The sequence below is a fragment of the Streptomyces sp. CNX435 genome, assembly GCF_059570575.1.
In genome coordinates, this window is sequence record NZ_JCANTA010000021.1 from 105,532 (window position 1) to 125,469 (window position 19,938).

General features: G+C 71.8%; 24 protein-coding genes and 1 pseudogene. 9 read left to right on the plus strand and 16 right to left on the minus strand.

All coding sequences use genetic code 11. The features are described from left to right. Window positions 1–46: 46 nt before the first annotated feature. Together T328_RS28035 and T328_RS28040 are read right to left on the minus strand one after the other, a co-directional pair. Window positions 47–373, minus strand: a complete 327-nt coding sequence (locus tag T328_RS28035) for a hypothetical protein (RefSeq protein ID WP_496499019.1) — start codon at window positions 371–373, stop codon at window positions 47–49. 159 nt (window positions 374–532) lie between these two features. Next, window positions 533–928, minus strand: a complete 396-nt coding sequence (locus T328_RS28040; RefSeq protein WP_496498979.1) for a DUF3099 domain-containing protein — start codon at window positions 926–928, stop codon at window positions 533–535. A gap of 173 nt (window positions 929–1,101) precedes the next feature. On the opposite strand from T328_RS28040, the gene T328_RS28045 reads away from it, so the two are divergent. After that, entirely contained in the window at window positions 1,102–1,383 is a 282-nt protein-coding gene (locus T328_RS28045; RefSeq protein WP_496498980.1) for a GlsB/YeaQ/YmgE family stress response membrane protein, read from the plus strand. A 146-nt stretch (window positions 1,384–1,529) separates the two neighbouring features. On the opposite strand, the gene tyrS is transcribed toward T328_RS28045, so the two are convergent. The 7 genes from tyrS to T328_RS28080 all read right to left on the minus strand — a co-directional run bounded on the left by tyrS (window position 1,530) and on the right by T328_RS28080 (window position 7,705). After that, entirely contained in the window at window positions 1,530–2,807 is a 1,278-nt protein-coding gene (gene tyrS, locus T328_RS28050) for a tyrosine--tRNA ligase (protein ID WP_496498981.1), read from the minus strand. A 65-nt stretch (window positions 2,808–2,872) separates the two neighbouring features. Beyond that, window positions 2,873–4,282: a metallopeptidase TldD-related protein gene (locus T328_RS28055; RefSeq protein WP_496498982.1), complete on the minus strand. Its 1,410-nt coding sequence runs from the start codon at window positions 4,280–4,282 to the stop codon at window positions 2,873–2,875. Further along, the gene (locus T328_RS28060; protein WP_496498983.1) at window positions 4,279–5,808 is read right to left on the minus strand and encodes a TldD/PmbA family protein; all 1,530 of its coding nucleotides are present in this window, start codon (window positions 5,806–5,808) and stop codon (window positions 4,279–4,281) included. The genes T328_RS28055 and T328_RS28060 overlap by 4 nt, the downstream gene beginning before the upstream one ends. 337 nt (window positions 5,809–6,145) lie before the next feature. Further along, window positions 6,146–6,370 carry a DUF397 domain-containing protein gene (locus T328_RS28065; RefSeq protein ID WP_496498984.1) on the minus strand — a complete coding sequence of 75 codons (225 nt, stop codon included), beginning with the start codon at window positions 6,368–6,370 and terminating at the stop codon, window positions 6,146–6,148. Beyond that, complete coding sequence (locus tag T328_RS28070) at window positions 6,367–6,534, minus strand: Scr1 family TA system antitoxin-like transcriptional regulator (RefSeq protein ID WP_496498985.1); 168 nt, start codon at window positions 6,532–6,534, stop codon at window positions 6,367–6,369. Before T328_RS28070 ends, T328_RS28065 begins: the two co-directional genes overlap by 4 nt. A gap of 89 nt (window positions 6,535–6,623) precedes the next feature. Continuing rightward, the gene (locus T328_RS28075; RefSeq protein ID WP_496498986.1) at window positions 6,624–6,842 is read right to left on the minus strand and encodes a DUF397 domain-containing protein; all 219 of its coding nucleotides are present in this window, start codon (window positions 6,840–6,842) and stop codon (window positions 6,624–6,626) included. Next, window positions 6,839–7,705 carry a helix-turn-helix domain-containing protein gene (locus tag T328_RS28080; RefSeq protein WP_496498987.1) on the minus strand — a complete coding sequence of 289 codons (867 nt, stop codon included), beginning with the start codon at window positions 7,703–7,705 and terminating at the stop codon, window positions 6,839–6,841. Before T328_RS28080 ends, T328_RS28075 begins: the two co-directional genes overlap by 4 nt. A 157-nt stretch (window positions 7,706–7,862) precedes the next feature. On the opposite strand from T328_RS28080, the gene T328_RS28085 reads away from it, so the two are divergent. After that, a complete protein-coding gene (locus tag T328_RS28085) occupies window positions 7,863–8,339 on the plus strand; it encodes an ATP-binding protein (protein ID WP_496498988.1) in 477 nt (158 codons plus the stop codon). A gap of 111 nt (window positions 8,340–8,450) precedes the next feature. Here T328_RS28085 and T328_RS28090 read toward each other — a convergent pair whose 3' ends face one another. Both T328_RS28090 and T328_RS28095 read right to left on the minus strand, forming a co-directional pair. Further along, entirely contained in the window at window positions 8,451–8,753 is a 303-nt protein-coding gene (locus T328_RS28090; protein WP_496498989.1) for a type II toxin-antitoxin system RelE family toxin, read from the minus strand. After that, window positions 8,750–9,034: a type II toxin-antitoxin system Phd/YefM family antitoxin gene (locus T328_RS28095; protein WP_496498990.1), complete on the minus strand. Its 285-nt coding sequence runs from the start codon at window positions 9,032–9,034 to the stop codon at window positions 8,750–8,752. Before T328_RS28095 ends, T328_RS28090 begins: the two co-directional genes overlap by 4 nt. 320 nt (window positions 9,035–9,354) lie before the next feature. On the opposite strand from T328_RS28095, the gene fabG reads away from it, so the two are divergent. The 3 genes from fabG to T328_RS28110 all read left to right on the plus strand — a co-directional run bounded on the left by fabG (window position 9,355) and on the right by T328_RS28110 (window position 11,436). Further along, the gene (gene fabG, locus T328_RS28100; protein ID WP_496498991.1) at window positions 9,355–10,074 is read left to right on the plus strand and encodes a 3-oxoacyl-[acyl-carrier-protein] reductase; all 720 of its coding nucleotides are present in this window, start codon (window positions 9,355–9,357) and stop codon (window positions 10,072–10,074) included. 5 nt (window positions 10,075–10,079) lie between these two features. Next, window positions 10,080–10,847 (plus strand): enoyl-ACP reductase FabI, encoded by a 768-nt coding sequence (gene fabI, locus T328_RS28105; RefSeq protein WP_496498992.1) that lies wholly within the window; start codon window positions 10,080–10,082, stop codon window positions 10,845–10,847. Window positions 10,848–11,037: 190 nt separating this feature from the next. After that, a complete protein-coding gene (locus T328_RS28110) occupies window positions 11,038–11,436 on the plus strand; it encodes a hypothetical protein (protein WP_496498993.1) in 399 nt (132 codons plus the stop codon). Window positions 11,437–11,455: 19 nt separating this feature from the next. On the opposite strand, the gene T328_RS28115 is transcribed toward T328_RS28110, so the two are convergent. Continuing rightward, window positions 11,456–12,142: a FadR/GntR family transcriptional regulator gene (locus T328_RS28115; protein WP_496498994.1), complete on the minus strand. Its 687-nt coding sequence runs from the start codon at window positions 12,140–12,142 to the stop codon at window positions 11,456–11,458. A gap of 79 nt (window positions 12,143–12,221) precedes the next feature. Between T328_RS28115 and T328_RS28120 the strand changes: the two genes are divergently transcribed. Continuing rightward, entirely contained in the window at window positions 12,222–13,610 is a 1,389-nt protein-coding gene (locus T328_RS28120; RefSeq protein WP_496498995.1) for a CynX/NimT family MFS transporter, read from the plus strand. 59 nt (window positions 13,611–13,669) lie between these two features. On the opposite strand, the gene T328_RS28125 is transcribed toward T328_RS28120, so the two are convergent. Further along, window positions 13,670–13,786 (minus strand): SGM_5486 family transporter-associated protein, encoded by a 117-nt coding sequence (locus tag T328_RS28125; RefSeq protein ID WP_496498996.1) that lies wholly within the window; start codon window positions 13,784–13,786, stop codon window positions 13,670–13,672. 371 nt (window positions 13,787–14,157) lie between these two features. On the opposite strand from T328_RS28125, the gene T328_RS28130 reads away from it, so the two are divergent. After that, on the plus strand, window positions 14,158–14,676 hold the full coding sequence (locus T328_RS28130) for a SixA phosphatase family protein (protein WP_496498997.1): 519 nt from the start codon (window positions 14,158–14,160) through the stop codon (window positions 14,674–14,676). Between the two features lie 35 nt (window positions 14,677–14,711). Continuing rightward, a pseudogene (locus T328_RS28135) lies at window positions 14,712–14,873 on the plus strand (HTH domain-containing protein); the annotation flags it as partial. 132 nt (window positions 14,874–15,005) lie between these two features. Here T328_RS28135 and serB read toward each other — a convergent pair. Together serB and T328_RS28145 are read right to left on the minus strand one after the other, a co-directional pair. Beyond that, window positions 15,006–16,196 carry a phosphoserine phosphatase SerB gene (serB, locus tag T328_RS28140; protein WP_496498998.1) on the minus strand — a complete coding sequence of 397 codons (1,191 nt, stop codon included), beginning with the start codon at window positions 16,194–16,196 and terminating at the stop codon, window positions 15,006–15,008. 109 nt (window positions 16,197–16,305) lie between these two features. Beyond that, window positions 16,306–16,515, minus strand: a complete 210-nt coding sequence (locus tag T328_RS28145; RefSeq protein WP_496498999.1) for a hypothetical protein — start codon at window positions 16,513–16,515, stop codon at window positions 16,306–16,308. A 256-nt stretch (window positions 16,516–16,771) separates the two neighbouring features. Between T328_RS28145 and T328_RS28150 the strand changes: the two genes are divergently transcribed. Next, the gene (locus T328_RS28150; RefSeq protein WP_496499000.1) at window positions 16,772–19,381 is read left to right on the plus strand and encodes an ABC transporter ATP-binding protein/permease; all 2,610 of its coding nucleotides are present in this window, start codon (window positions 16,772–16,774) and stop codon (window positions 19,379–19,381) included. Between the two features lie 110 nt (window positions 19,382–19,491). On the opposite strand, the gene T328_RS28155 is transcribed toward T328_RS28150, so the two are convergent. Further along, on the minus strand, window positions 19,492–19,911 hold the full coding sequence (locus T328_RS28155; RefSeq protein WP_496499001.1) for an aggregation-promoting factor C-terminal-like domain-containing protein: 420 nt from the start codon (window positions 19,909–19,911) through the stop codon (window positions 19,492–19,494). Between the last annotated feature and the right edge of the window lie 27 nt (window positions 19,912–19,938).

Sequence of the window (19,938 nt, forward strand, 5' to 3'; positions counted from 1 at the left end):
GCGGCGCACCCGCGGACGACCGGACGGCCGGGCGTGCGGCGGGCTTTCAGCCTTTTTCCGGTTCCGGCCGGTCGCTGCCGCCGCCGGAGTCCTTCCCGGCGCTCTGCTCGGCGTCCCGTTCCGCGCTCTTCTCCGCGTCCTGCCAGTCCGCCAGCGTCACGACCTCTTTGAGGAACCCGCGTAGGCCCAGAAAACGGCTGAGATATTCGAGGTGCTCCTCGCACGCGAGCCACGTCTTGCGGCGCTCCGGCGTGTGCAGCTTCGGATTGTTCCAGGCGAGCACCCACACCGCGGGCGTACGGCAGGCCTTGGCGGAGCAGATGAGAGCGGGATCAGCGGTGTTCACGGGGCCCCAGCCTACGTCCCGGAAAATGGGCGACGCCGGGCAGCCACGGGGGGAGCCGCCCGGCGTCGGTCCGTCGCTCCGACGGGGGATGCGGAGCGCGTACGAAGTATGTCACGCAGGGCCGCCCGCTCGGCACCGGATCCGCATATTTGATTTGAGGTTTTTCTGAGCTTGCACTCTTGGTGATCAAACCGTCGGCGGAGCGCTGTCGCTGGTCGTCGACTCGCTCTCGGCCTCGCCTCGTTCACCAGGGGATTCGGTCTCCCGCGCGGTCCGCGGCGGCGGGGCGATCACCGTCCGTGGCGGCGCGACGGCGAAGGTGGAAGGCAGCGAACGGACGTTCTCCCGGCCCGCGTTCGCGATGACGACGGCGAAATACGGGATGAACATGCCGAGGACGAGCGCGACGACGGCGATGTGCCGTTCGACGTTCCAGAGCAGCGCGGCGGCCACCACCGAGGCCGCACGGACGAGCATGGAGATCACGTACCGCCGCTGCCGGCCGCGTACGTCGTCGTCCAGGCTCTGCCGCGCGCCGGTGATCCGGAACACGTCGCTATCGCCGTGGCGCTTCCGCTTCACGCTCCACCCCCTGGTGCTGGGTACTTCCCCACGGTACGCCGCACAGACCCGTCACTCGAAGCCGGGGCGGCCCACCTGGGCCGGCAACCCGAACGGCCGTGGCCGGAATGCGCCCCCCGGGCCGTTGCCGGAAACTGGCACGGCAGGCGGACACCGCCGCACAAGGAGGCGACATGAGCTGGCTGTGGGCCATCATCGTGGGCCTGGTCCTGGGCGTCATCGCCCGGGCCATCCTGCCCGGCAAGCAGGCCATCCCCCTCTGGCTGACCACGGTCTTCGGCATCATCGGGGCCATCGTCGGCAACTCCGTGGCCTCCGGGATCGGAGTGGACGAGACCAGGGGAATCGACTGGATCCGGCACATCCTGCAGCTGTCCGGCGCCGTGGCCGTCGTGGCCCTGGGCACTCCGCTGTACGACCAGCTGCGCGGCCACAAGAAGCGCAGCCCCCGCTGAGGCGGTCCCGCCCCGCCGCCCCGCGTGCGTACGTGCCCGCGGGGCGGCGGGTCGTAATAAGCCCGGGCGGCTGCGCGTACGGCCCGCCGACCGGCCGCATGTCCGGCGGCGTATCCGGCCGCGTATCCGATCGCTCATTCCGCCGCTCACCCGGCCCCGGGTGCCGCCAGCTCCACCGCGGCCAGGTTGCGCTTGCCGCGGCGCAGCACCAGCCAGCGCCCGTGCAGTAGGTCCGCCGGGGCCGGCACGGCGTCCTCGCCCGCGACCTTCACGTTGTTCACGTACGCCCCGCCCTCCTTGACCGTCCTGCGGGCCGCCGACCTGCTCGGCGCCAGGCCCACCTCGGCCAGCAGCTCCACCACCGGACCCAGCTCGGTCACCCGCGCGTGCGGCACCTCCGCCAGCGCCGCCCGCAGCGTCGCCTCGTCCAGCTCCGCCAGCTCGCCCTGCCCGAACAGCGCCCGCGACGCGGCGATCACCGCCGCGCACTGCTCCGCGCCGTGCACCAGCGTCGTCAGCTCCTCCGCCAGCGCCCGCTGCGCGGCCCGCGCCTGCGGCCGCTCCTCGGTCTGCCGCTCCAGCTCGACCAGCTCCTCGCGACCGCGGAAGCTGAGGATCCGCAGGTAGCGGGAGACGTCGCGGTCGTCGACGTTCAGCCAGAACTGGTAGAAGGCGTACGGGGTCGTCAGCTCCGGGTCGAGCCAGACCGCGCCGCCCTCCGTCTTGCCGAACTTCGTGCCGTCGGCCTTCGTCATCAGCGGCGTCGCCAGCGCGTGCACCACGGCGTCGGGCTCCACCCGGTGGATCAGGTCGGTGCCCGCCGTCAGGTTGCCCCACTGGTCGCTGCCGCCGGTCTGCAGCGTGCAGCCGTGCCGCCGGTACAGCTCCAGGAAGTCCAGGCTCTGCAGGATCTGGTAGCTGAACTCGGTGTAGCTGATGCCCTCCTCGGACTCCAGCCGGCGGGCGACGGCCTCCTTGGCGATCATCTTGTTCACCCGGAAGTGCCGGCCGATGTCCCGGAGGAACCCGATCGCGGACAGGCCCGCGGTCCAGTCCAGGTTGTCGACCACCCGGGCGGCGTTCGGGCCCTCGAAGTCGAGCAGCGGCTCGATCTGCGCCCGGACCCGCTCCACCCAGCCGGCGACGACCTCCGGGTCGTTGAGCGTGCGCTCCGCGTCCGGCTTGGGGTCGCCGATCTGCCCTGTCGCGCCGCCGACCAGCGCCAGCGGCCGGTGCCCGGCCAGCTGCAGCCGGCGTACGGTCAGCACCTGCACCAGGTGGCCGACGTGCAGGCTGGGCGCCGTCGGGTCGAAGCCGCAATAGAACGTGACCGGGCCGTCCGCGAGCGCCTTGCGCAGTGCGTCCTCGTCGGTGGACAGGGCCAGCAGCCCGCGCCACCGCAGCTCGTCGACGATGTCCGTCACGTCTCTCGTATCTCCTCGATCTCGTACGCGGCCGCACCCGCGGCTGCGTACGAGGGTAATGCCGCCTAGACGCCCTGGCTGACCGAGCTCATGTTGAAGTCCGGAATCCGCACCGGCGGCATCGCCGCCCGCGTGAACCAGTCCCCCCACTCGCGCGGCAGCGTCCGCTCGGTGGCCCCCGCCTCCGCCGCGCGCGCCAGCAGGTCGACGGGCGACTCGTTGAAGCGGAAGTTGTTCACCGCCCCGGTCACCTCGCCGTTCTCCACCAGATACACGCCGTCCCTGGTCAGCCCGGTCAGCAGCAGCGTGGCCGGGTCCACCTCGCGGATGTACCACAGGCAGGTCAGCAGCAGCCCCGGCCCGTCGTGCCCCAGGTCCGCGACCATCTCGTCCAGCGACCTCGTGCCGCCCGCGTCCAGCACCAGGTTGTCCGCCTCCGGCGTGACGGGCAGGCCGGTGAGGTCCCCGGTGAAGCGGTTCGTCAGCAGGTGCTGCAGCGTGCCCTCGCGCAGCCAGTCCGTGGGCCGGACCGGCAGCCCGTTGTCGAAGACCGACGAGTCGTTGCCGGAGGCGTGCGCGACGACGAACGGCGCCGACTCCAGGCCCGGTTCCGCCGGGTCGCTGCGCAGCGTCAGCGGCAGCCCGGCCAGCTTCTCGCCGACGCGCGTGCCGCCGCCCGGCTTGCTGAACACCGTGCGGCCGTCGTGCGCGTCCCGGGCGCCGGCGGACCAGAACATGTACACCAGCAGGTCGGCCACCGCGCTCGGCGGCAGCAGCGTCTCGTACCGCCCGGCGGGCAGCTCCACCGCGCGCTCCGCCCACGCCAGCCGCTGCGCCAGCTCCGCGTCCAGCTCGGCGGGGTCCACGTCGGTGAAGTCCCGGGTGGAGCGGCCCGCCCAGGCGGACCTCGTACGGTCCGGGGACTTGGCGTTCAGCTCCAGCGTGCCCGTCGGCTGGTCGTGGCGCAGCCGCAGCCCGGTGGAGGTGCCCAGGTAGGTGGAGGTCACCATGTGGTTCGCGAAGCCGTACAGCTGCCGGCCGCCGGCCCGGGCCCGGGCGAAGGACTCGCCGAGCGCCGGCGCGAAGGCGGCGAACACGTCGGAGGTGGTCTCGGCGGGCGGCGCGGCGAAGTCGGCCGAGTGCGGCACGCCCTCGACCAGCGGGCGGGCGTCCTCCGCCGGGCCGGCCTCGCGGGCGGCGCCCTCCGCGGCCCGTACCAGCGGCTCCAGGTCGTCGGACGTGACGGCGGCGCGGGAGACGACGCCGGACGCCGTGCCCTCCCGGCCGTCGACGGTGGCGATGACGGTGAGCGTACGGCCGCGCGTCTCGCCGTTCGTCGTCAGCGCGTTGCCGGCCCAGCGGAGGTTCGCGCTGGACTCCTCGTCGGCGATCACGACGCAGCCGTCGGCGCGCGACAGCTCCAGGGCCCGCTCGACGGTCTCGTGAGGCTCGGTCGTCCGGGGCGTCCGCGTCATCGGCCGGCCTCCTGGGTGGTGTTGAGGATGTTGACGTTCCGGAAGAGGGCGGACGGGCAGCCGTGCGAGACGGACGCGGCCTGGCCGGGCTGGGCCTTGCCGCAGCTGAACGTGCCGCCGAGCACGTACGTCTCCGGGCCGCCGATCGCCGACATCGAGCCCCAGAAGTCGGTGGTCGTCGCCTGGTACGCCACGTCCTTGAGCTGGCCGGCCAGCCTGCCGTTCTCGATCCGGAAGAACCGCTGTCCGGTGAACTGGAAGTTGTAGCGCTGCATGTCGATCGACCAGGAGCGGTCGCCGACGACGTAGATACCGCGCTCGACCTCGCCGATCAGCTCCTCGGTCGTCGGCCCCTCGGGCGCCGGCTGCAGCGAGACGTTCGCCATGCGCTGTACGGGCACGTGGGCGGGGGAGTCGGCGAAGGCGCAGCCGTTGGAACGGTCCGCGCCGGTGAGCTTCGCGATCCGGCGGTCCGTCTGGTAGCCGACGAGCACGCCCTCGCGGACCAGGTCCCACGACTGCGCCTGCACGCCCTCGTCGTCGTAGCCGATGCTGGCGAGCCCGTGCTCGGCGGTGCGGTCGCCGGTGACGTTCATGAGGCCGGAGCCGTAGCGCAAGTGGCCGAGCTGGTCGAACGTGGCGAAGGAGGTGCCGGCATACGCGGCCTCGTAGCCGAGGGCGCGGTCCAGCTCGGTGGCGTGGCCGACGGACTCGTGGATGGTCAGCCACAGGTTCGACGGGTCGACCACCAGGTCGTACGACCCGGCCTCGACGCTCGGCGCCGCCATCTTCTCGGCGAGCCAGCCGGGGATCTGCGCCAGCTCGGCGTCCCAGTCCCAGCCGGTGCCGGTCGCGTACTCCCAGCCGCGGCCGGCGGGCGGCGCGAGGGTGCGCATCGAGTCGAAGTCGCCGGAGTCGGTGACCGTCACCGCGGTCAGCTCCGGGTGCATCCGCACCCGCTGCTGGGTCGTCGAGGTGCCGGCGGTGTCGGCGTAGAACTTGTTCTCCTGCACCGCCAGCAGCGAGGCGTCCACGTGCGACACGCCCTGCGCGCCGAGCAGCCGCTCGCTCCACTCGGTCAGCAGCCCGGCCTTCTCGGCGTCCGGTACGGCGAAGGGGTTCACCTCGTACGCGGAGATCCACGTCTTCTCCGCGTGCACCGGCTCCGGCGCCAGCTCCACCCGCTCGTCCGCCCCGGCCGCGGCGATGACCCGCGCCGACAGCTTCGCCATGGCCACCGCCCGGGCGGCCACCCGGGCCGCGGCGTCCATCGTCAGATCGACCCCGGCGGCGAAGCCCCAGGCCCCGCCGTGCACCACGCGCACCGCGTAGCCGAGGTCGGTGGTGTCCATGGAGCCCGCAAGCTTGGCGTCCTTCAGCCGCAGTGCGGCGCTGCGCACCCGCTCCAGGCGGAAGTCCGCGTGCTCGGCGCCGAGCGCCCGCGCCCGCGCGAGCGCGGCGTCCGCGAGGGCGCCGAGCGGCAGCGCGAGAAACGCGTCGTCGAGGGAATGGGCCGGCTTGCTCACGTGCTGCCCTCCGGTCTCGGTGGGTGGATGTGGTCCCGAAGGCCCGCGCAGGCCCCCGGCCGATCATGCCCCGATGGGCCGCCGTACGCACGACGTTATCCGAGCGGTCGGGGCGGGGGGCGGTTGCTGGCGCCGACGTCTGGAGACGGTGGCAGTGGTATGCAGGGGTCGGGGCCGTTTCGTAGGCATTAACCCCGTATGCACTAATCCACGAAAGTGCTTGAAATCCCAGCAGGGTCAACGAGAAACTGCAGGCCACGAAGTGTGCTCCCCGCACCCGCGGGGGTGGTCCCGGGCCGTATCGGCTTCGGCTGCGAGGGTGCTCCCGGGCCGGACCTCAGAGTTCCCCGGCTATCACGCCGGCCCGGAACGCCGCCCATTCCGACGCCGTGAACCGCAGCGGCTCTCGCTCCGGGTTCTTCGAGTCGCGTATAGCCCGTCCGCCGCCGGGCAGTTCGGCGATTTCGACGCACTCGCCTTCTCCGCCGCTGGCGGAGGATTTGCGCCAGGTAGATGTGCGCAGGTCGTAGGCGTACAGCTCTGCCTTGCGGTGGTCGTTCACTTCCGCTGCTCCCTCTCCATCCGCGAGATCAGAACCACCGTATCGTCCTCTGAGAGCGCCGCGGCGACAATGCGTTCGAAACTGTCCGCGAAGATGCCGACGTCTTCGGTTCCCTCCGCGTAGGCGGACCCGATCTGGCTCTCCAGTTGCACGACATCGGGCATCGGGGCCGGAACCCAGCCCCACGCACAGGCAGCGACTCGCCAAATGTGAGACGTAACCGCGGCTCAGCTCTGCGAACCAGCCACGGACCTCAGAGTTCCCCGGCTATCACGCCGGCCCGGAACGCCGCCCACTCCGACGCCGTGAACCGCAGCGGTTCCCGCTCCGGGTTCTTCGAGTCGCGTATCGCGCGTGCGCCGCCCGGGATCTCGGCGACTTCTACGCAGTTCCCCTCCGCCCCGCTGGCCGAGGACTTGCGCCAGGTGCAGTTCGTGAGGTCGAGCGCGTAAAGGTCGGTCTTGTTGTTCATTGCCTGTGGCCTTCTTTCAGCTCGGTGATGCGGACGAGCGAGTCTTCCGGTGGGAGTGCGGTGGCCCGGATGCGCTCGTACGCCTGCGTGAAAGTGACTGTCTCCACGCCTTCAAGGTATGCCGTGCTGCCCAGGTTCTCCAGGGCGACGAGGTCCGGCAGTGGCGGCCCGAAGGTGGCGATGGTGAACTCACCTACGAGTCCAGGGTGCGGGGTGCTGTCAAGGGGCATGATCTGGACGGTCACGTTGGGGAGTTCAGACGCATCGAGCAACCGCCTGAGCTGGTCGCGCATCGTAGCCGGGCGGACGGCGAACCGTTGATGCAGGGCCGCCTCGTGGATGACGGCCCACAGCTTGGGTGGGGAATCAGGCCGGGACAGCACCGACTGGCGAGCCAGGCGCACCTCTGCGAGGGCGGAAACCTCTTCGGCGGTGCGGCTCGTGGTGATCCCGGCGATGGTCTCGCGGGCGTAAGCGGCGGTTTGGAGCAGCCCGGGGATGAGCAGCGGTGACCAGGTGCTGATCCGGTCGGCGTCGGACTCCAGAGAGATGTAGTCAGCATAGGGCGGCCGGACAACCTCCGAGTACGTCTGCCACCAGCCCCGCTTGCTGGCGTCGCGGCGCAAGGCTTCAAGAGCTGCGTGAACATCGGGGTCGGTGACGTCGTACGCCTTGAGTAGCCCGGTGAGGTCTGTCGGGCGGAGGCCCTGCGTCGCATTCTCGATCTTCGAGACCTTCGGCCCTTGCCACCCTACGGCTGCCGCGGCCTGGTCAAGTGTGAGGCCGGAGTCGTTCCGCAGCTTACGCAGGGTGGAACCCAGGCGACGGCGCCTGACCGTGGGGATGAGGGGTGCGTTCGGCATGTGGGCAGTGTGGCAGCGGAGTTGCTCCAATCATCCACCGAACGGGAAATTCACTCGTGAGGGTTGGAAAACTTGCAACCCAGTAGGTGAGGTGGGCAAGGTCGGAGTCGCCAGGACCAACGTTGTGCGGCCTCCGCGCCGCCAGGCTGGAGGTGCCATGCAGGCCGTGGCCGACTGCGACCGCCCCTCGCTCCGACTGCCCCCGCCCAGGCCGGGTTTCTATGCCCGCCACCGCAACCAGGGGTTCGTCGCTCACTTCAACGCCTCTCCAGCCCGCATGCGCCGCGTGCGCATGCTGACCGGCACCGCGCTGTCCCAGCTCGGACTCGCCGCCGAAGCGGCGGAGAACGCGCAGCTCGTCGTCTCCGAGCTGGCCGGGAATTCCATCCGGGTACTCGGGGATCACGTGCCGCTGGTCGTGGAGGTCTACGTCACCGGATTCGGGGTGGCGGTCAACGTCCACGATCCGGAGCCGGGGCGGGTGCCGCTCCGCACTGCGGTGGACCTGGGCGATCCGGAGGCGGAGTCGGGTCGTGGGCTGGGACTGGTGGATTTGCTGGCGCCGGGCTGGCACGTGGTCCGCTCGCCGGTCGGCAAGCAGGTCCGCTGCCGCGTGCCGATCCCGGGAAGGTGAGCCGCCGCAATTGGGAGTCGTGTCCTGTGCACCCTGGGGCGTCCGGGCGGGGCTGCGGCTCGGTGCCGGAGCGACTCGGCAGAGGCTTTGCGGCCCTCTGGCGGCTCGTGGTCAGCCGCCGTATGCGTCGCGGCGGTGCCGGATGGAGTGGATCTCCAGGGTGTGCTTGGCTTCATCGATGCGGTAGATGATGCGGTAGGTGCCGCGGCGAGCGGAGTGATAACCGTCGTAGGGTTCGTCAAGGGGTTTGCCGACGCGGTGGGGGTTGGCGGCCAAAGGGCCTTCGATGGTTTCCATGGCGGCCAGGGCCACGTCGAGGGGTAGTTCCTCGTGGAGGTTGCGGCGGGCCCGGCGGGAGAACAGGACGGCGTACGGACCTGTGGGCTCGCGCTCCGGCTGTGGCGTATCGCTCACGCTGCCTGGTTCCGGCGGCGCTCCAGTTCGGCACGGACGTCGGCGGCGGTGAAGGTGTCGCCGACGGCGAAGTCCTCGCGGGAGGCGCGCAGGTCGGCAAGGGTCTCGTCGTCGCTGAGGATCTCAAGGGTCTCCAGCAGGGAACGGTACTCGGCCACCGAGATGAGCATGACGTCGGCGCGTCCGTTGCGCGTGATGGTGAAGTGGTCATGTTCGCGGGCTACGCGGTCGGCCAGCTCCGCGATGCGCGCCTTGGCCTCGGTGATGGGGATCGTTTCCATACGGACCAGTATAGCAACCGGTCAGAATTCTGACCACTTTGAAGTGGGTGGGGCCGAGTACGTTCCCGACCAGGAACGGGACGCCCTGCCGGTCGGCCCCGCCCGCCGGAAGGTGCGGTCTGATCTCGGCAGCGTTGCCGCGGGTGTGCGGGACGCGCCTCTGGTCGGTACGGGCCGGGCCCTTCTGTGGGAACCCCACAAGTGTGTGGCGCGGGCCTGTGTGGGGGGCGGAATGCCCGTGGCGCGTCCCGTACCGATAGCTTCTCGGGTGAGGAGTCCTGGAGAAAGTCCGGGATGCACCTGGGAGAAGGGATGGGTCCTTGAGCCGCTCGGTTCTGGTCACCGGAGGCAACCGCGGTATCGGCCTCGACATCACCCGCGCGTTCGCCGAGGCGGGGGACAAGGTCGCGTTCACGTACCGCTCCGGCGAGCCGCCCGAGGCCCTGACGGAGCTGGGCTGCCTGCCGGTGAAGTGCGACATCACCGACGCCGAGCAGGTCGAGCAGGCGTACAAGGAGGTGGAGGAGAAGCACGGCAACGTCGAGGTGCTGGTGGCCAACGCCGGTATCACCAAGGACCAGCTGCTGATGCGGATGTCCGAGGAGGACTTCACCTCCGTCCTCGACACCAACCTCACCGGCACCTTCCGCGTCGTCAAGCGCGCCAACCGCGGCATGCTTCGGGCCCGCAAGGGCCGCGTCGTGCTCATCTCCTCCGTGGTGGGCCTCATGGGCTCCCCGGGCCAGTCGAACTACGCCGCGTCCAAGGCGGCGCTCGTCGGCTTCGCCCGCTCGCTGGCGCGCGAGCTGGGCTCGCGCAACATCACCTTCAACGTCGTCGCGCCCGGCTTCGTCGAGACCGACATGACGCGGGCGCTGTCGGCGGAGCGGCAGGCGGAGATCGTCGCGCAGGTGCCGCTCGGCCGGTACGCGCAGCCGGCGGACGTCGCCGCCGCCGTGCGCTTCCTCGCCTCCGACGACGCCTCGTACATCACCGGAGCCGTCATTCCCGTGGACGGCGGATTGGGCATGGGTCACTGAGCACCATGAGCGGAATCCTCGACGGCAAGCGCGTCCTCATCACCGGCGTGCTGCTGGAGTCGTCCATCGCCTTCCACGCCGCGAAGCTGGCGCAGGAGCAGGGCGCGGAGATCATCCTCACCGCGTTCCCGCGGCCCACCCTGACCGAGCGCATCGCGAAGAAGCTGCCCAGGCCGACGAAGGTCGTCGAGCTGGACGTCACCAACGACGAGCACCTGGGGCGGATCGAGGGCATCGTGCGCGAGGAGCTGGGCGGCCTCGACGGCGTCGTGCACTCGGTCGGCTACGCCCCGCCGGACGCGCTCGGCGGCAACTTCCTGCACACGCCCTTCGAGTCCGTCGCCACGGCCATGCACGTCTCGGCGTTCTCGCTGAAGTCGCTGACGATGGCCTGCCTGCCGCTCATGCAGGGCGGCGGGTCGGTCGTCGGGCTCACCTTCGACGCGCAGTACGCCTGGCCGCAGTACGACTGGATGGGCCCGGCCAAGGCGGCGCTAGAGGCCACCAGCCGCTATCTGGCCCGCGACCTCGGCAAGGAGAACGTCCGCTGCAACCTGGTGTCGGCCGGCCCGATCGGCTCCATGGCGGCGAAGTCCATCCCCGGTTTCACGGACCTGGCGGACGTGTGGAACACCCGCTCGCCGCTGGAGTGGGACATGGCGGACCCGGAGCCGGCGGGGCGCGGGATCGTGGCGCTGCTGTCGGACTGGTTCCCGAAGACGACGGGCGAGATCGTGCACGTCGACGGCGGCGTGCACATCATGGGCGCGTAGCCGGCAGCGCGTACGCGTTGTCTGTACGGGCGGCACGGCGGACCGGCGGTCCCGCGGGGTCGCCCGTTCGGCGTAGGCCGGTGGGCCGCGGGCGGGGCGGCGGCGCACGCTGGAGGGGCAGTTACCGTCCCCTTGTGGTGCAGCGGCGACGCCCGTGCGCGCGGCGTCCCCGTACGGCCGAGGAGGTTCCGTGGTGCGTGAGGGCCCGCTTCGTTCCGACGGCCGCCGCACCCGGGGTTCCGCCCGTCGCCGTACGGGCCTGGGCGCGGCGGCCGGTGCCGTCGCGGTGCCGGTGCTGCTGCTGACCGCCGGGTCCGCGGGTGCCGCCGACGGCTCGGGCGGGCCGACCCGGGCCGAGTGCCGCACCGCCGTCACCGGGTCGACCGTGACGGCCCGCTGCTACAACGCCGGCCCGTACGCCGACGCCGTGCAGCTGCACATCGAGTGCGCCCGCTGGTGGGACCCGGACGTGGACGGGATGCGGATGCGGCTCGACCCCGCGGAGGGCGGGGAGATGAGCGACCGCTGCTGGTTCGGCGTCGCCCGGGCGTGGGTCAGCCACGAGCGGATAGCGGACGTACCGGACTGACGGCCCCGGCGGCCGGCCGTCAACTCCCGCTGAGCGTCGGCTCCGGCATGCACCCGTAGGCGTGCCGGCCCGCCTCGGCCGCCGCCGTCTCCGCGTCCCCCGCCCGGATCGCCGCCACCATCCGGGCGTGGTCCAGGTGCTCCGCCGGCAGCAGCACGTCGCCCACCTTGGAGCGCAGGTACGTGCGGACGACCTCGCCGAGGTCCGCGTAGACCGCCGTCAGCACCTCGTTGTGCGACGCCGCCGCCACCGCCAGGTGCAGCGTCGCGTCCGCCTCGACGAACGCCGCCGCGTCCCCCGACTCCCACGCCTCCTCGCGCCGCCGCAGCAGCAGCTCCAGCTGCGCCATCTCCGGCTCCGTACGACGCACCGCCGCCAGCCGCGCGGCCTGCGCCTCCAGCGCGCTGCGCAGCTCCGAGACGTGCCGCGGCCGGGCCCCGGCGAAGCGGCGCTGCATGACGCCCGCCAGCTCGCTCGTGGCGGCGACGTACGTGCCGGAGCCCTGGCGGATGTCGAGGAGGCCGTTGTTCGCGAGGGCCCGTACCGCCTCGCGGACGGTGTTCCGGGCGACGCCCAGCTGCTCGACCAGCTCCGGCTCGGTCGGGATGCGGCTGCCGACCGGCCACTCACCCGCGGTGATCTGCGTGCGCAGCTGCGCGATCACCTGGTCGGTGAGGCTGGATCGGCGCGGCGATGTCAGTGCCATGTCTCTCCCGTGCTCGGCCTGCGGAGGCTGTGGAGGCTGTGGAGGCTGTGGAGTGGACAACCATTCATCCAATGATTCTATGATGGTCCGCATGTCACGTCGCGGCATCCTCGCAAAACCCGTCGAGACGCAGAGGGAGATGACCGGAGAAGCCCGGGCCACCGAGCCGGCGGAAGCCTCGCGGCCGTCCCCCGCACCGCGGGTGGCGCCGTGGCTGCTGCGGCTCATGGTCCCCGCGCTGCTGCTCGCGGCGATCAACCTGCGGCCCGCCATAGCCTCGCTCGGCGCGCTCCTTGAGGACGTCCGCACCGACATCGGCATGAGCGGCACGGTCGCCGGGCTGCTCACCTCCATGCCGCCGCTCTGCTTCGCCGTCTTCGGCAGCCTCGCGCCCCGCTTCGCCCGCCGCTTCGGCCCCGTGGCCGTCGTCTCCGGCGGGCTCGTCGCGATCGCCGCCGGACTGGCGCTGCGCCCGCTGTTCGGCAACACCCCCGCGTTCCTTGCCGCCAGCGCGCTGGCCCTCGGCGGCATCGCGGTGGGCAACGTGCTGATCCCCGTCATCGTCAAGCGCTGGTTCCCCCACCGGGTCGGCTCGATGACCGGGCTCTACTCGATGGGCCTGGCCCTCGGCACCGCCTCCGCCGCCGGCGTCACCGTGCCCGTCAGCGAGGCGCTGGGCGGCAGCTGGCGCCTGGGCCTCGCGGCCTGGGCCGCCGTCGCCGCCCTGGCCGTGGTCCCGTGGGTGGTCCTGGCGCGCGGCTCGCGCCGCGCCGCGCGCACCGCCGGCACCGTTGGCGCCGACGACACCGACGACACCGTTGGCGCCGACGACACCGTAGCGACGGGCGATGCGGGCGCGGGCGGGCCGGCGGCGGAGGCGGCGCGCCCGGTCCGTATCACCGCCAGCCCCACCGCCTGGGCGCTCGCCGTCTTCTTCGGCCTGCAGGCCACGGCCGCGTACGTCACCCTCGGCTGGCTGCCGCAGATCTACCGGGACGCCGGCGTGCCCGCGTCCACCGCCGGGCTGCTGCTCGCCGTCGCCATGGGCATGGGCGTTCCGCTGGCCTTCGTGCTGCCGCGGATCGCGGCCCGGCTGAACCACCAGGGGCCGCTGGTCGTGCTGCTCGGCGCGTGCGGCCTGGGCGGCTACGCCGGGCTGTGGCTGGCGCCCGCGGGCGGCGCCTGGGTCTGGGCCCTGCTGCTGGCCGTGTCGAACTGTGCGTTCCCGCTGATCCTCACCCTCATCGGGGTACGTGCCCGCAGCCACGCCGGCCTCGTCCGGCTCTCCGCCTTCGCGCAGAGCACCGGCTATCTGATCTCCATCCCCGGCCCGCTGGCCGTCGGCGCGCTGTACGGGGCCACGGACGGCTGGGACGTCCCGCTGGCCGTGCTCGCGGTCTTCATGCTCGGCCAGGTCACGGTGGGGATTGTCGCCGGGCGCAACCGCGTCGTCGAGGACGAGCTGTGACGGCGGCGTCTGCGGGTCGAGGGGTCTGCGGGTCGACGGGTCTGCGGATCGAGAGGGCCTCAGGGCGAGGCGATCGTGGCGATGACGCCGATGACCACCGTGATGGCGAGCATCGCGCCGAGCACGTAGAGCAGCTTGCGCTGCCCGTTCTGGGGGTTGGGCTCGAGCACGGGCATACGGCCAGTCTCGCATCACCCGCACGGCGCCTCGGGGTGGGGCTAGCACCACCCTCCCCTAGGGGGCCAGGGTCAGGGGGAACTGGGTGGGTCACCGGATGGGACGGGCGCCCGCGGGTCCGTAGGTTCGAAGCAGCACGAAGGACCCGGGACGTAAGGCGACCCCACGGAGGCGAAGATGTCAGCCGGTGCCCACACCCAGCCCGCACCGCCGGCGGCGCAGCGCTGGCTGCCGTGGTGGTCCGTCGCCCTGCCGGTCGCGGCGTTCACCGTGCTGCTCGCCCTCCGGCTCATCTGAAGCCCGTCACTCCTGGCGGGAGAGCCTGCGAACTGCCCGGACCCGGCGGACCGTTTCGTGCGAAGCTGAGATTATGAGCGCAGGAACGCCCCGCAGCATCGTTCTCCTCCGACACGCCAAAGCCGAATGGGCCCAGGACTCCGACCATGAGCGCCCGCTCGCCGAGCGCGGCCGTGCCCACGCCCCCGCCGCCGGAGAGTTCCTCGCGGCCCGCGACATCGACCCCGACCTGACCCTCTGCTCCAGCGCCCGGCGCACGCGCGAGACCTGGAAGCTCGTCGTCGGCAAGCTCCCCCGCCGGCCGCGGACCGTGTACGAGGAGCGGCTCTACGAGGCGTCGCTCGGCGAGCTGATCCAGGTCGTGAACGAGGTCCCCGACGACGTCTCCACGCTGCTGGTCATCGGCCACAACCCCGGCATGCACGGGCTTGCCGACGCCCTGGCCGGCTCCGCCGAGGGCGACGCGCTGAGCAGGCTGAGCCGCGGCTTTCCGACGTCGGCCGTGGCCGTGGTGGAGTTCACCGGCTCGTGGAAGTCCGTGGAGCACGGCGTGGGAAGGCTCACCACGTTCTGGACGCCGCACCAGCAGTGAGCCCCGGCCGGCCGACGCCCGCGAAAGCGTTCGGAATGTGTCCGCGTTCTCGGGCGTCATCGGGGCAGGGGCGACACCGCGCCCGGCTGCTCACGCTGCTGTCCGTGCTGCAGCTCGGCCGCGAGCACAGCGGCCCGGAGCTGGCCGGGCGCCTCGGCGTGAGCGTGCGCACCGTACGCCGCGACGTCGACCGGCTCTGCACGTACCCCTCGACGAGGCGGTACGCCGCCTCCCGCGCGGCGCCGGGCTGCTGGAGCCCACCGGCGTCCGCCACCACCCGCGCGAGCCGCCGGAGCCGGCGGACTTCCTGCGCGACCTCGGCGACCGCATCACCCGGTCGTGTCCGCCGCCTCCACCTCGTCGCGTGTGATGCCCAGCAGGTAGAGGACCGTGTCGAGGAATGGCACGTTCACCGCCGCGTGCGCGGCCTCCCGCACCAGCGGCTTGGCGTTGAACGCCACCCCCAGGCCGGCCGCGTTGAGCATGTCGAGGTCGTTCGCGCCGTCCCCGATCGCCACCGTCTGCGCCAGCGGCACGCCCGCCTCGGCGGCGAAGCCGCTCAGCAGCCGGGCCTTGCGGGCCCGGTCCACGACGGGCCCGGTGATCCGGCCGGTGAGCGTGCCGTCGACGATCTCCAGGGTGTTCGCGGCGGCGAAGTCCAGCGCGAGCCGGTCCTTGAGGTCGTCGGTGATCTGCGTGAAGCCGCCGGAGACGACGCCCACCTGGTAGCCGAGGCGCTTGAGCGTACGGATCAGGGTGCGGGCGCCGGGCGTCAGGCGGACCTCCTCGCGCACCTTGTCCACCACGGACTCCTCCAGCCCGGCCAGCAGCGCCACCCGGGCGTGCAGGGACTGCTCGAAGTCCAGCTCGCCGCGCATCGCCGCGGCGGTCACCTCCGCGACCTCGGCCTCGCAGCCGGCGTGCGCGGCGAACAGCTCGATGACCTCGTCCTGGATGAGCGTGGAGTCGACGTCCATCACCACCAGCCGCTGCGCCCGGCGCTGCAGCCCGGACGCCACGACGGCGACGTCCACGCCGAGGCGGGCGGCGGCGGTGGCCAGCGCGGTGCGCAGGGCGTCGGTGACGGCACCGGAGACCTCGAACTCCACGGCGGTGACGGGGTACTTCGCGAGCCGGAAGATGCGGTCGATGTTGCCGCCGGTGCCGGTGATCGCGGCGGCGATGCCGGCGGTCGACTCGGCCGTCAGCGGCTGGCCGAGCACGGTCACGTGGGAGCGGCCGGGGGCGCGCGGCTCGTTGTCGCCGGTGCCGGAGATTATCTCCGCCTCCAGTTTCATGGACCCGGCCCAGGAGTGGATCGTCGCGCGCAGCTCGCCCTCGGTGGCGCCCACCGGCGGGGTGACCAGGGCGCACAAGGTGATGCGGCCGCGGGTGACGATCTGCTCGATGTCGATGACCTCGACCCGGTAGGCGGCGAGGGTGTCGAAGAGGCCGGCGGTGAGACCGGGGCGGTCCCGGCCGAAGATCTTGACGAGAAGCGTACGCGCGGGCGTGGTCATGGTGAGACCACGGTATCGCGGTGCGGTACGCGCGGCCGGGCGGGTCGGGGTTGCGGAGGGTGCCTGCGAGGCCGCTGGGCTGCGAGGTTGCGGTGGGGGGTACGTGCGGTTACCGGCGGCCGAACGGGCGGGGGAGGGGCGTCCGGGGCGGCGTCCGGGCTCCGGGGCCGAGTTCGCCGACGGCGCCGGCGTCGAGGAGAGCGAGTGCGGCGTAGGCGACGGCCGCCATGCCGAGATAGGCCCAGCCGACCGCGGCGAGTGCGGTGGCGCCTACGTGCGCCCAGCGGATCGCAGGGGTTCTTCCGATTCCCGTGTCCATCCGGGTGCCACCCCCGGATCTTCTCGCCCGCGTATATGCGCTACCACTGTCTGTAAGTGATCAAGTGCCGTCAACGGGCGCGAATCCCCCAGGAGCGGGGGGAAGTGGAATCCCGTACTCCGTCTCGTACGGTGGCCCCCGTTTTCGTGCAGCGACTGTTACTGAAATAGTTCCTCAGGATGTTCGCCATCCCTAGACTCCTTACGGGCCTGTTGAAGTCAGGTGCCGCACAGGGGGCACCTCGGGGGACAACTTTGTGGGGCATGGAGTGCCTGAACTCGTACTTGAACTGAACGGACAGACATGGACTCTCGATCCGGCGCGCGCCTACCGCGTCGGGCGGGATCCGCAGGGGGACGTGGTGCTGGAGGACGCCAGGGTCTCCTGGCGGCACGCCAGCCTCCGGTGGGGTGGCCGCAGCTGGCTGCTTGAGGACGTCGGCAGCACCAACGGCTCGTACGTGGAGGGCCAGCGGGTCCACCAGATCGAGGTCGGTCCCGGCTCGGTCGTGTATCTCGGCAACGCCACCGACGGGCCGCAGCTGCGGCTCTCCGCGCCGGTCGCCGCCGCCGCCCCCGACGTGTACAGCGCGCAGACCGCGATGGCCCAGCAGCCGCCCGGCGCCCAGCAGGTCGCGCCGCCGCAGCACGCGCCCGCGCCCGGCGCGCCCGGCGCGGCGCCGTGGGGCGGCGGCCCGCCGCAGGGGCCTCCGCCCCAGGGGCCTCCGTTCCAGGGGCCGCCGGCCGGCATGCCGCCGCAGCAGCAGCAGCCGTACGTGCCGCCGCAAGCGCACTCCGCGCCGCAGCGCCCGCCGGCCGGGGTCGGCGGCGGTGGCCCCGGCGCACCCTCGGTCTACGGCGACCGCAGCCCCACGACGTTCCACCAGCTCTCGCTGGGCCGCGTCACCCGCATAGGCCGTGCGCTGGAGAACGAGCTGGTCGTCTCCGACCTGCAGGTCTCGCGCCACCACGCGGAGTTCCGGTCCACGCCCGACGGCCGCTCCGAGATCGTCGACCTCGGCAGCCACAACGGCACGTACGTCAACGGTGAGCAGCTCCCGCAGCGCGGCCGGCGGCCCATCGGCCCCGACGACATCATCGGCATCGGTCACTCCACCTTCCGGCTGGTCGGGGACCGGCTGGAGGAGTTCGTCGACACCGGTGAGGTCAGCTTCTCGGCCCGCCACCTGACCGTGAAGGTCGACGGCGGCAAGATCATCCTGGACAACGTCTCCTTCGGCGTGCCCGAGAAGAGCCTGGTCGCCGTCATCGGCCCGTCCGGGTCCGGCAAGTCCACCCTGCTCAAGGCGCTCACCGGGTACCGCCCCGCGGACGTCGGCGAGGTCCTCTACGACAACCGGAACCTCTACAAGCAGTTCGCCGAGCTGCGCCACCGCATCGGCCTGGTGCCGCAGGACGACATCCTGCACACCCAGCTCACCGTCACCCGCGCCCTGCGCTACGCCGCCAAGCTCCGGTTCCCCGGCGACACCGCGGAGGCCGAGCGAGCCGCCCGCGTCGACGAGGTGCTGCGCGAGCTGAAGCTGGACATCCACAAGGAGAAGCGGATCAGCTCGCTCTCCGGCGGCCAGCGCAAGCGCGTCTCGGTGGCCCTGGAGCTGCTCACCAAGCCGTCGCTGATCTTCCTCGACGAGCCCACCTCGGGCCTCGACCCGGGCATGGACCGCGACGTCATGCAGCTGCTGCGCGGCCTCGCCGACGACGGCCGTACGGTCCTGGTCGTCACCCACTCCGTCGCCGAGCTGGCGCTCTGCGACCGGCTGCTGGTCATGGCGCCGGGCGGCGGCGTGGCGTACTTCGGCCCGCCCGAGGAGGCGCTGAACTTCTTCGGCTACGACGGCTGGGCCGACATCTTCTCGGCCTTCGAGAACTACCGCGACTACGACTGGAAGGGCCGCTGGCAGAACTCGCAGCACTACCAGATGTACGCGGCCGACATCGACGCCGTGGCGCCGCAGGCGGTCACGATGCAGCCGCCGCAGATGCTCCGGCCGTCCAAGCCGCAGGCCTGGATGCCCCAGCTGTGGACGCTGATGAGACGGTACGTCTCCGTGCTGGCGTCCGACCGCTTCTTCATCGCGCTCACCATCGTGCTGCCGGTGGTGCTCGGCGTCGTCAGCATGGTCATCCCCGCCGAGTTCGGGCTCGGCTACGGCCCGCCGAAGCTCAACCTGATCAACAGGGACGCGGGCACGATCATGCTCATCCTCGCGGTCGGCGCCTGCTTCTCCGGCGCCGCGAACTCCGTGCGTGAGCTGATCAAGGAACGGGTGATCTACGAGCGGGAACGTGCGGTCGGCCTCTCGCGGTCCGCGTACGTGATGTCCAAGGTGCTCGTCCTCGGCGTCATCACGATCTTCCAGGGCGGCGTCATCAGCGCCATCGGCGTCCTCAGCCGCAGCAAGCTGCCGGAGGAGGGCGTGATCCTCTCCGACCTGCCGGCGGTGGAGCTGGCGATCGGCGTGACCACGCTGGGCCTGACCTCGATGATGGTCGGCCTGATCATCTCGTCGCTGGTGAAGACCTCCGAGATGACGATGCCGCTGCTGGTCATGTTCGCCATCGTGCAGGTGGTCTTCACCGGCGTGCTGTTCCAGCTGCACGGCACCCCAGGCGTGGAGCAGATCGCCTGGCTGATGCCGTCGCGCTGGGCGGTGGCCGCGATGGGCTCGACCGCCGACCTGAACGTGCTGCTGCCGTGGGACAGCGGCGAGACGGACACGCTGTGGGAGCACACGGCGGGCACGTACATGCTGAACATCGGCGTGCTGCTCGCCATGGGCGTGATCTGTGGCTTCGTCGTCGCCCGGCTGCTGCGCAAGCACGAGCCGGAGGTCATGCGCTGACCGCGCACCGAACGCGGCACGGCACACGGGCGGCACCCCACGCAAGGGGTGCCGCCCGTCGCCGTGTGTGCCCCGGGCTGCCCGGGGCTGCCCGCGGCAGCGCTGCCGGCTCAGTACCAGTTGTTGGCCTGCCAGAAGGACCAGGCGTCGCAGGCGCTGCCGTAGCGGTCCTTCATGTAGTCCAGGCCCCACTCGATCTGGGTCTCGGGGTTGGTCCGCCAGTCGGACCCGGCGGTGGCCATCTTGGTCGCGGGCAGCGCCTGGACCAGGCCGTACGCGCCCGAGGAGGCGTTCTGCGCGGTGTGGTCCCAGCTGCTCTCCCGCTCCACGATCTCGGAGAAGCACTGGAACTGCGCGTCACTCTTGATCATCTTGTCGGCGATGACCCGCGGCGACTCGGACGAGGTGCCGGCGGGGGCGCCGGCGGGGGTGGCGGCGGTGGCGACGGGGGCGAAGGACAGGGCGGCCGTGGCAGCCGCCGAGCCGGCAAGGGCGGCGATGACGGCCTTGCGGCCGCGTATACGGTGCATGTTCTCTCGCATCGTTCTCTGTGACCT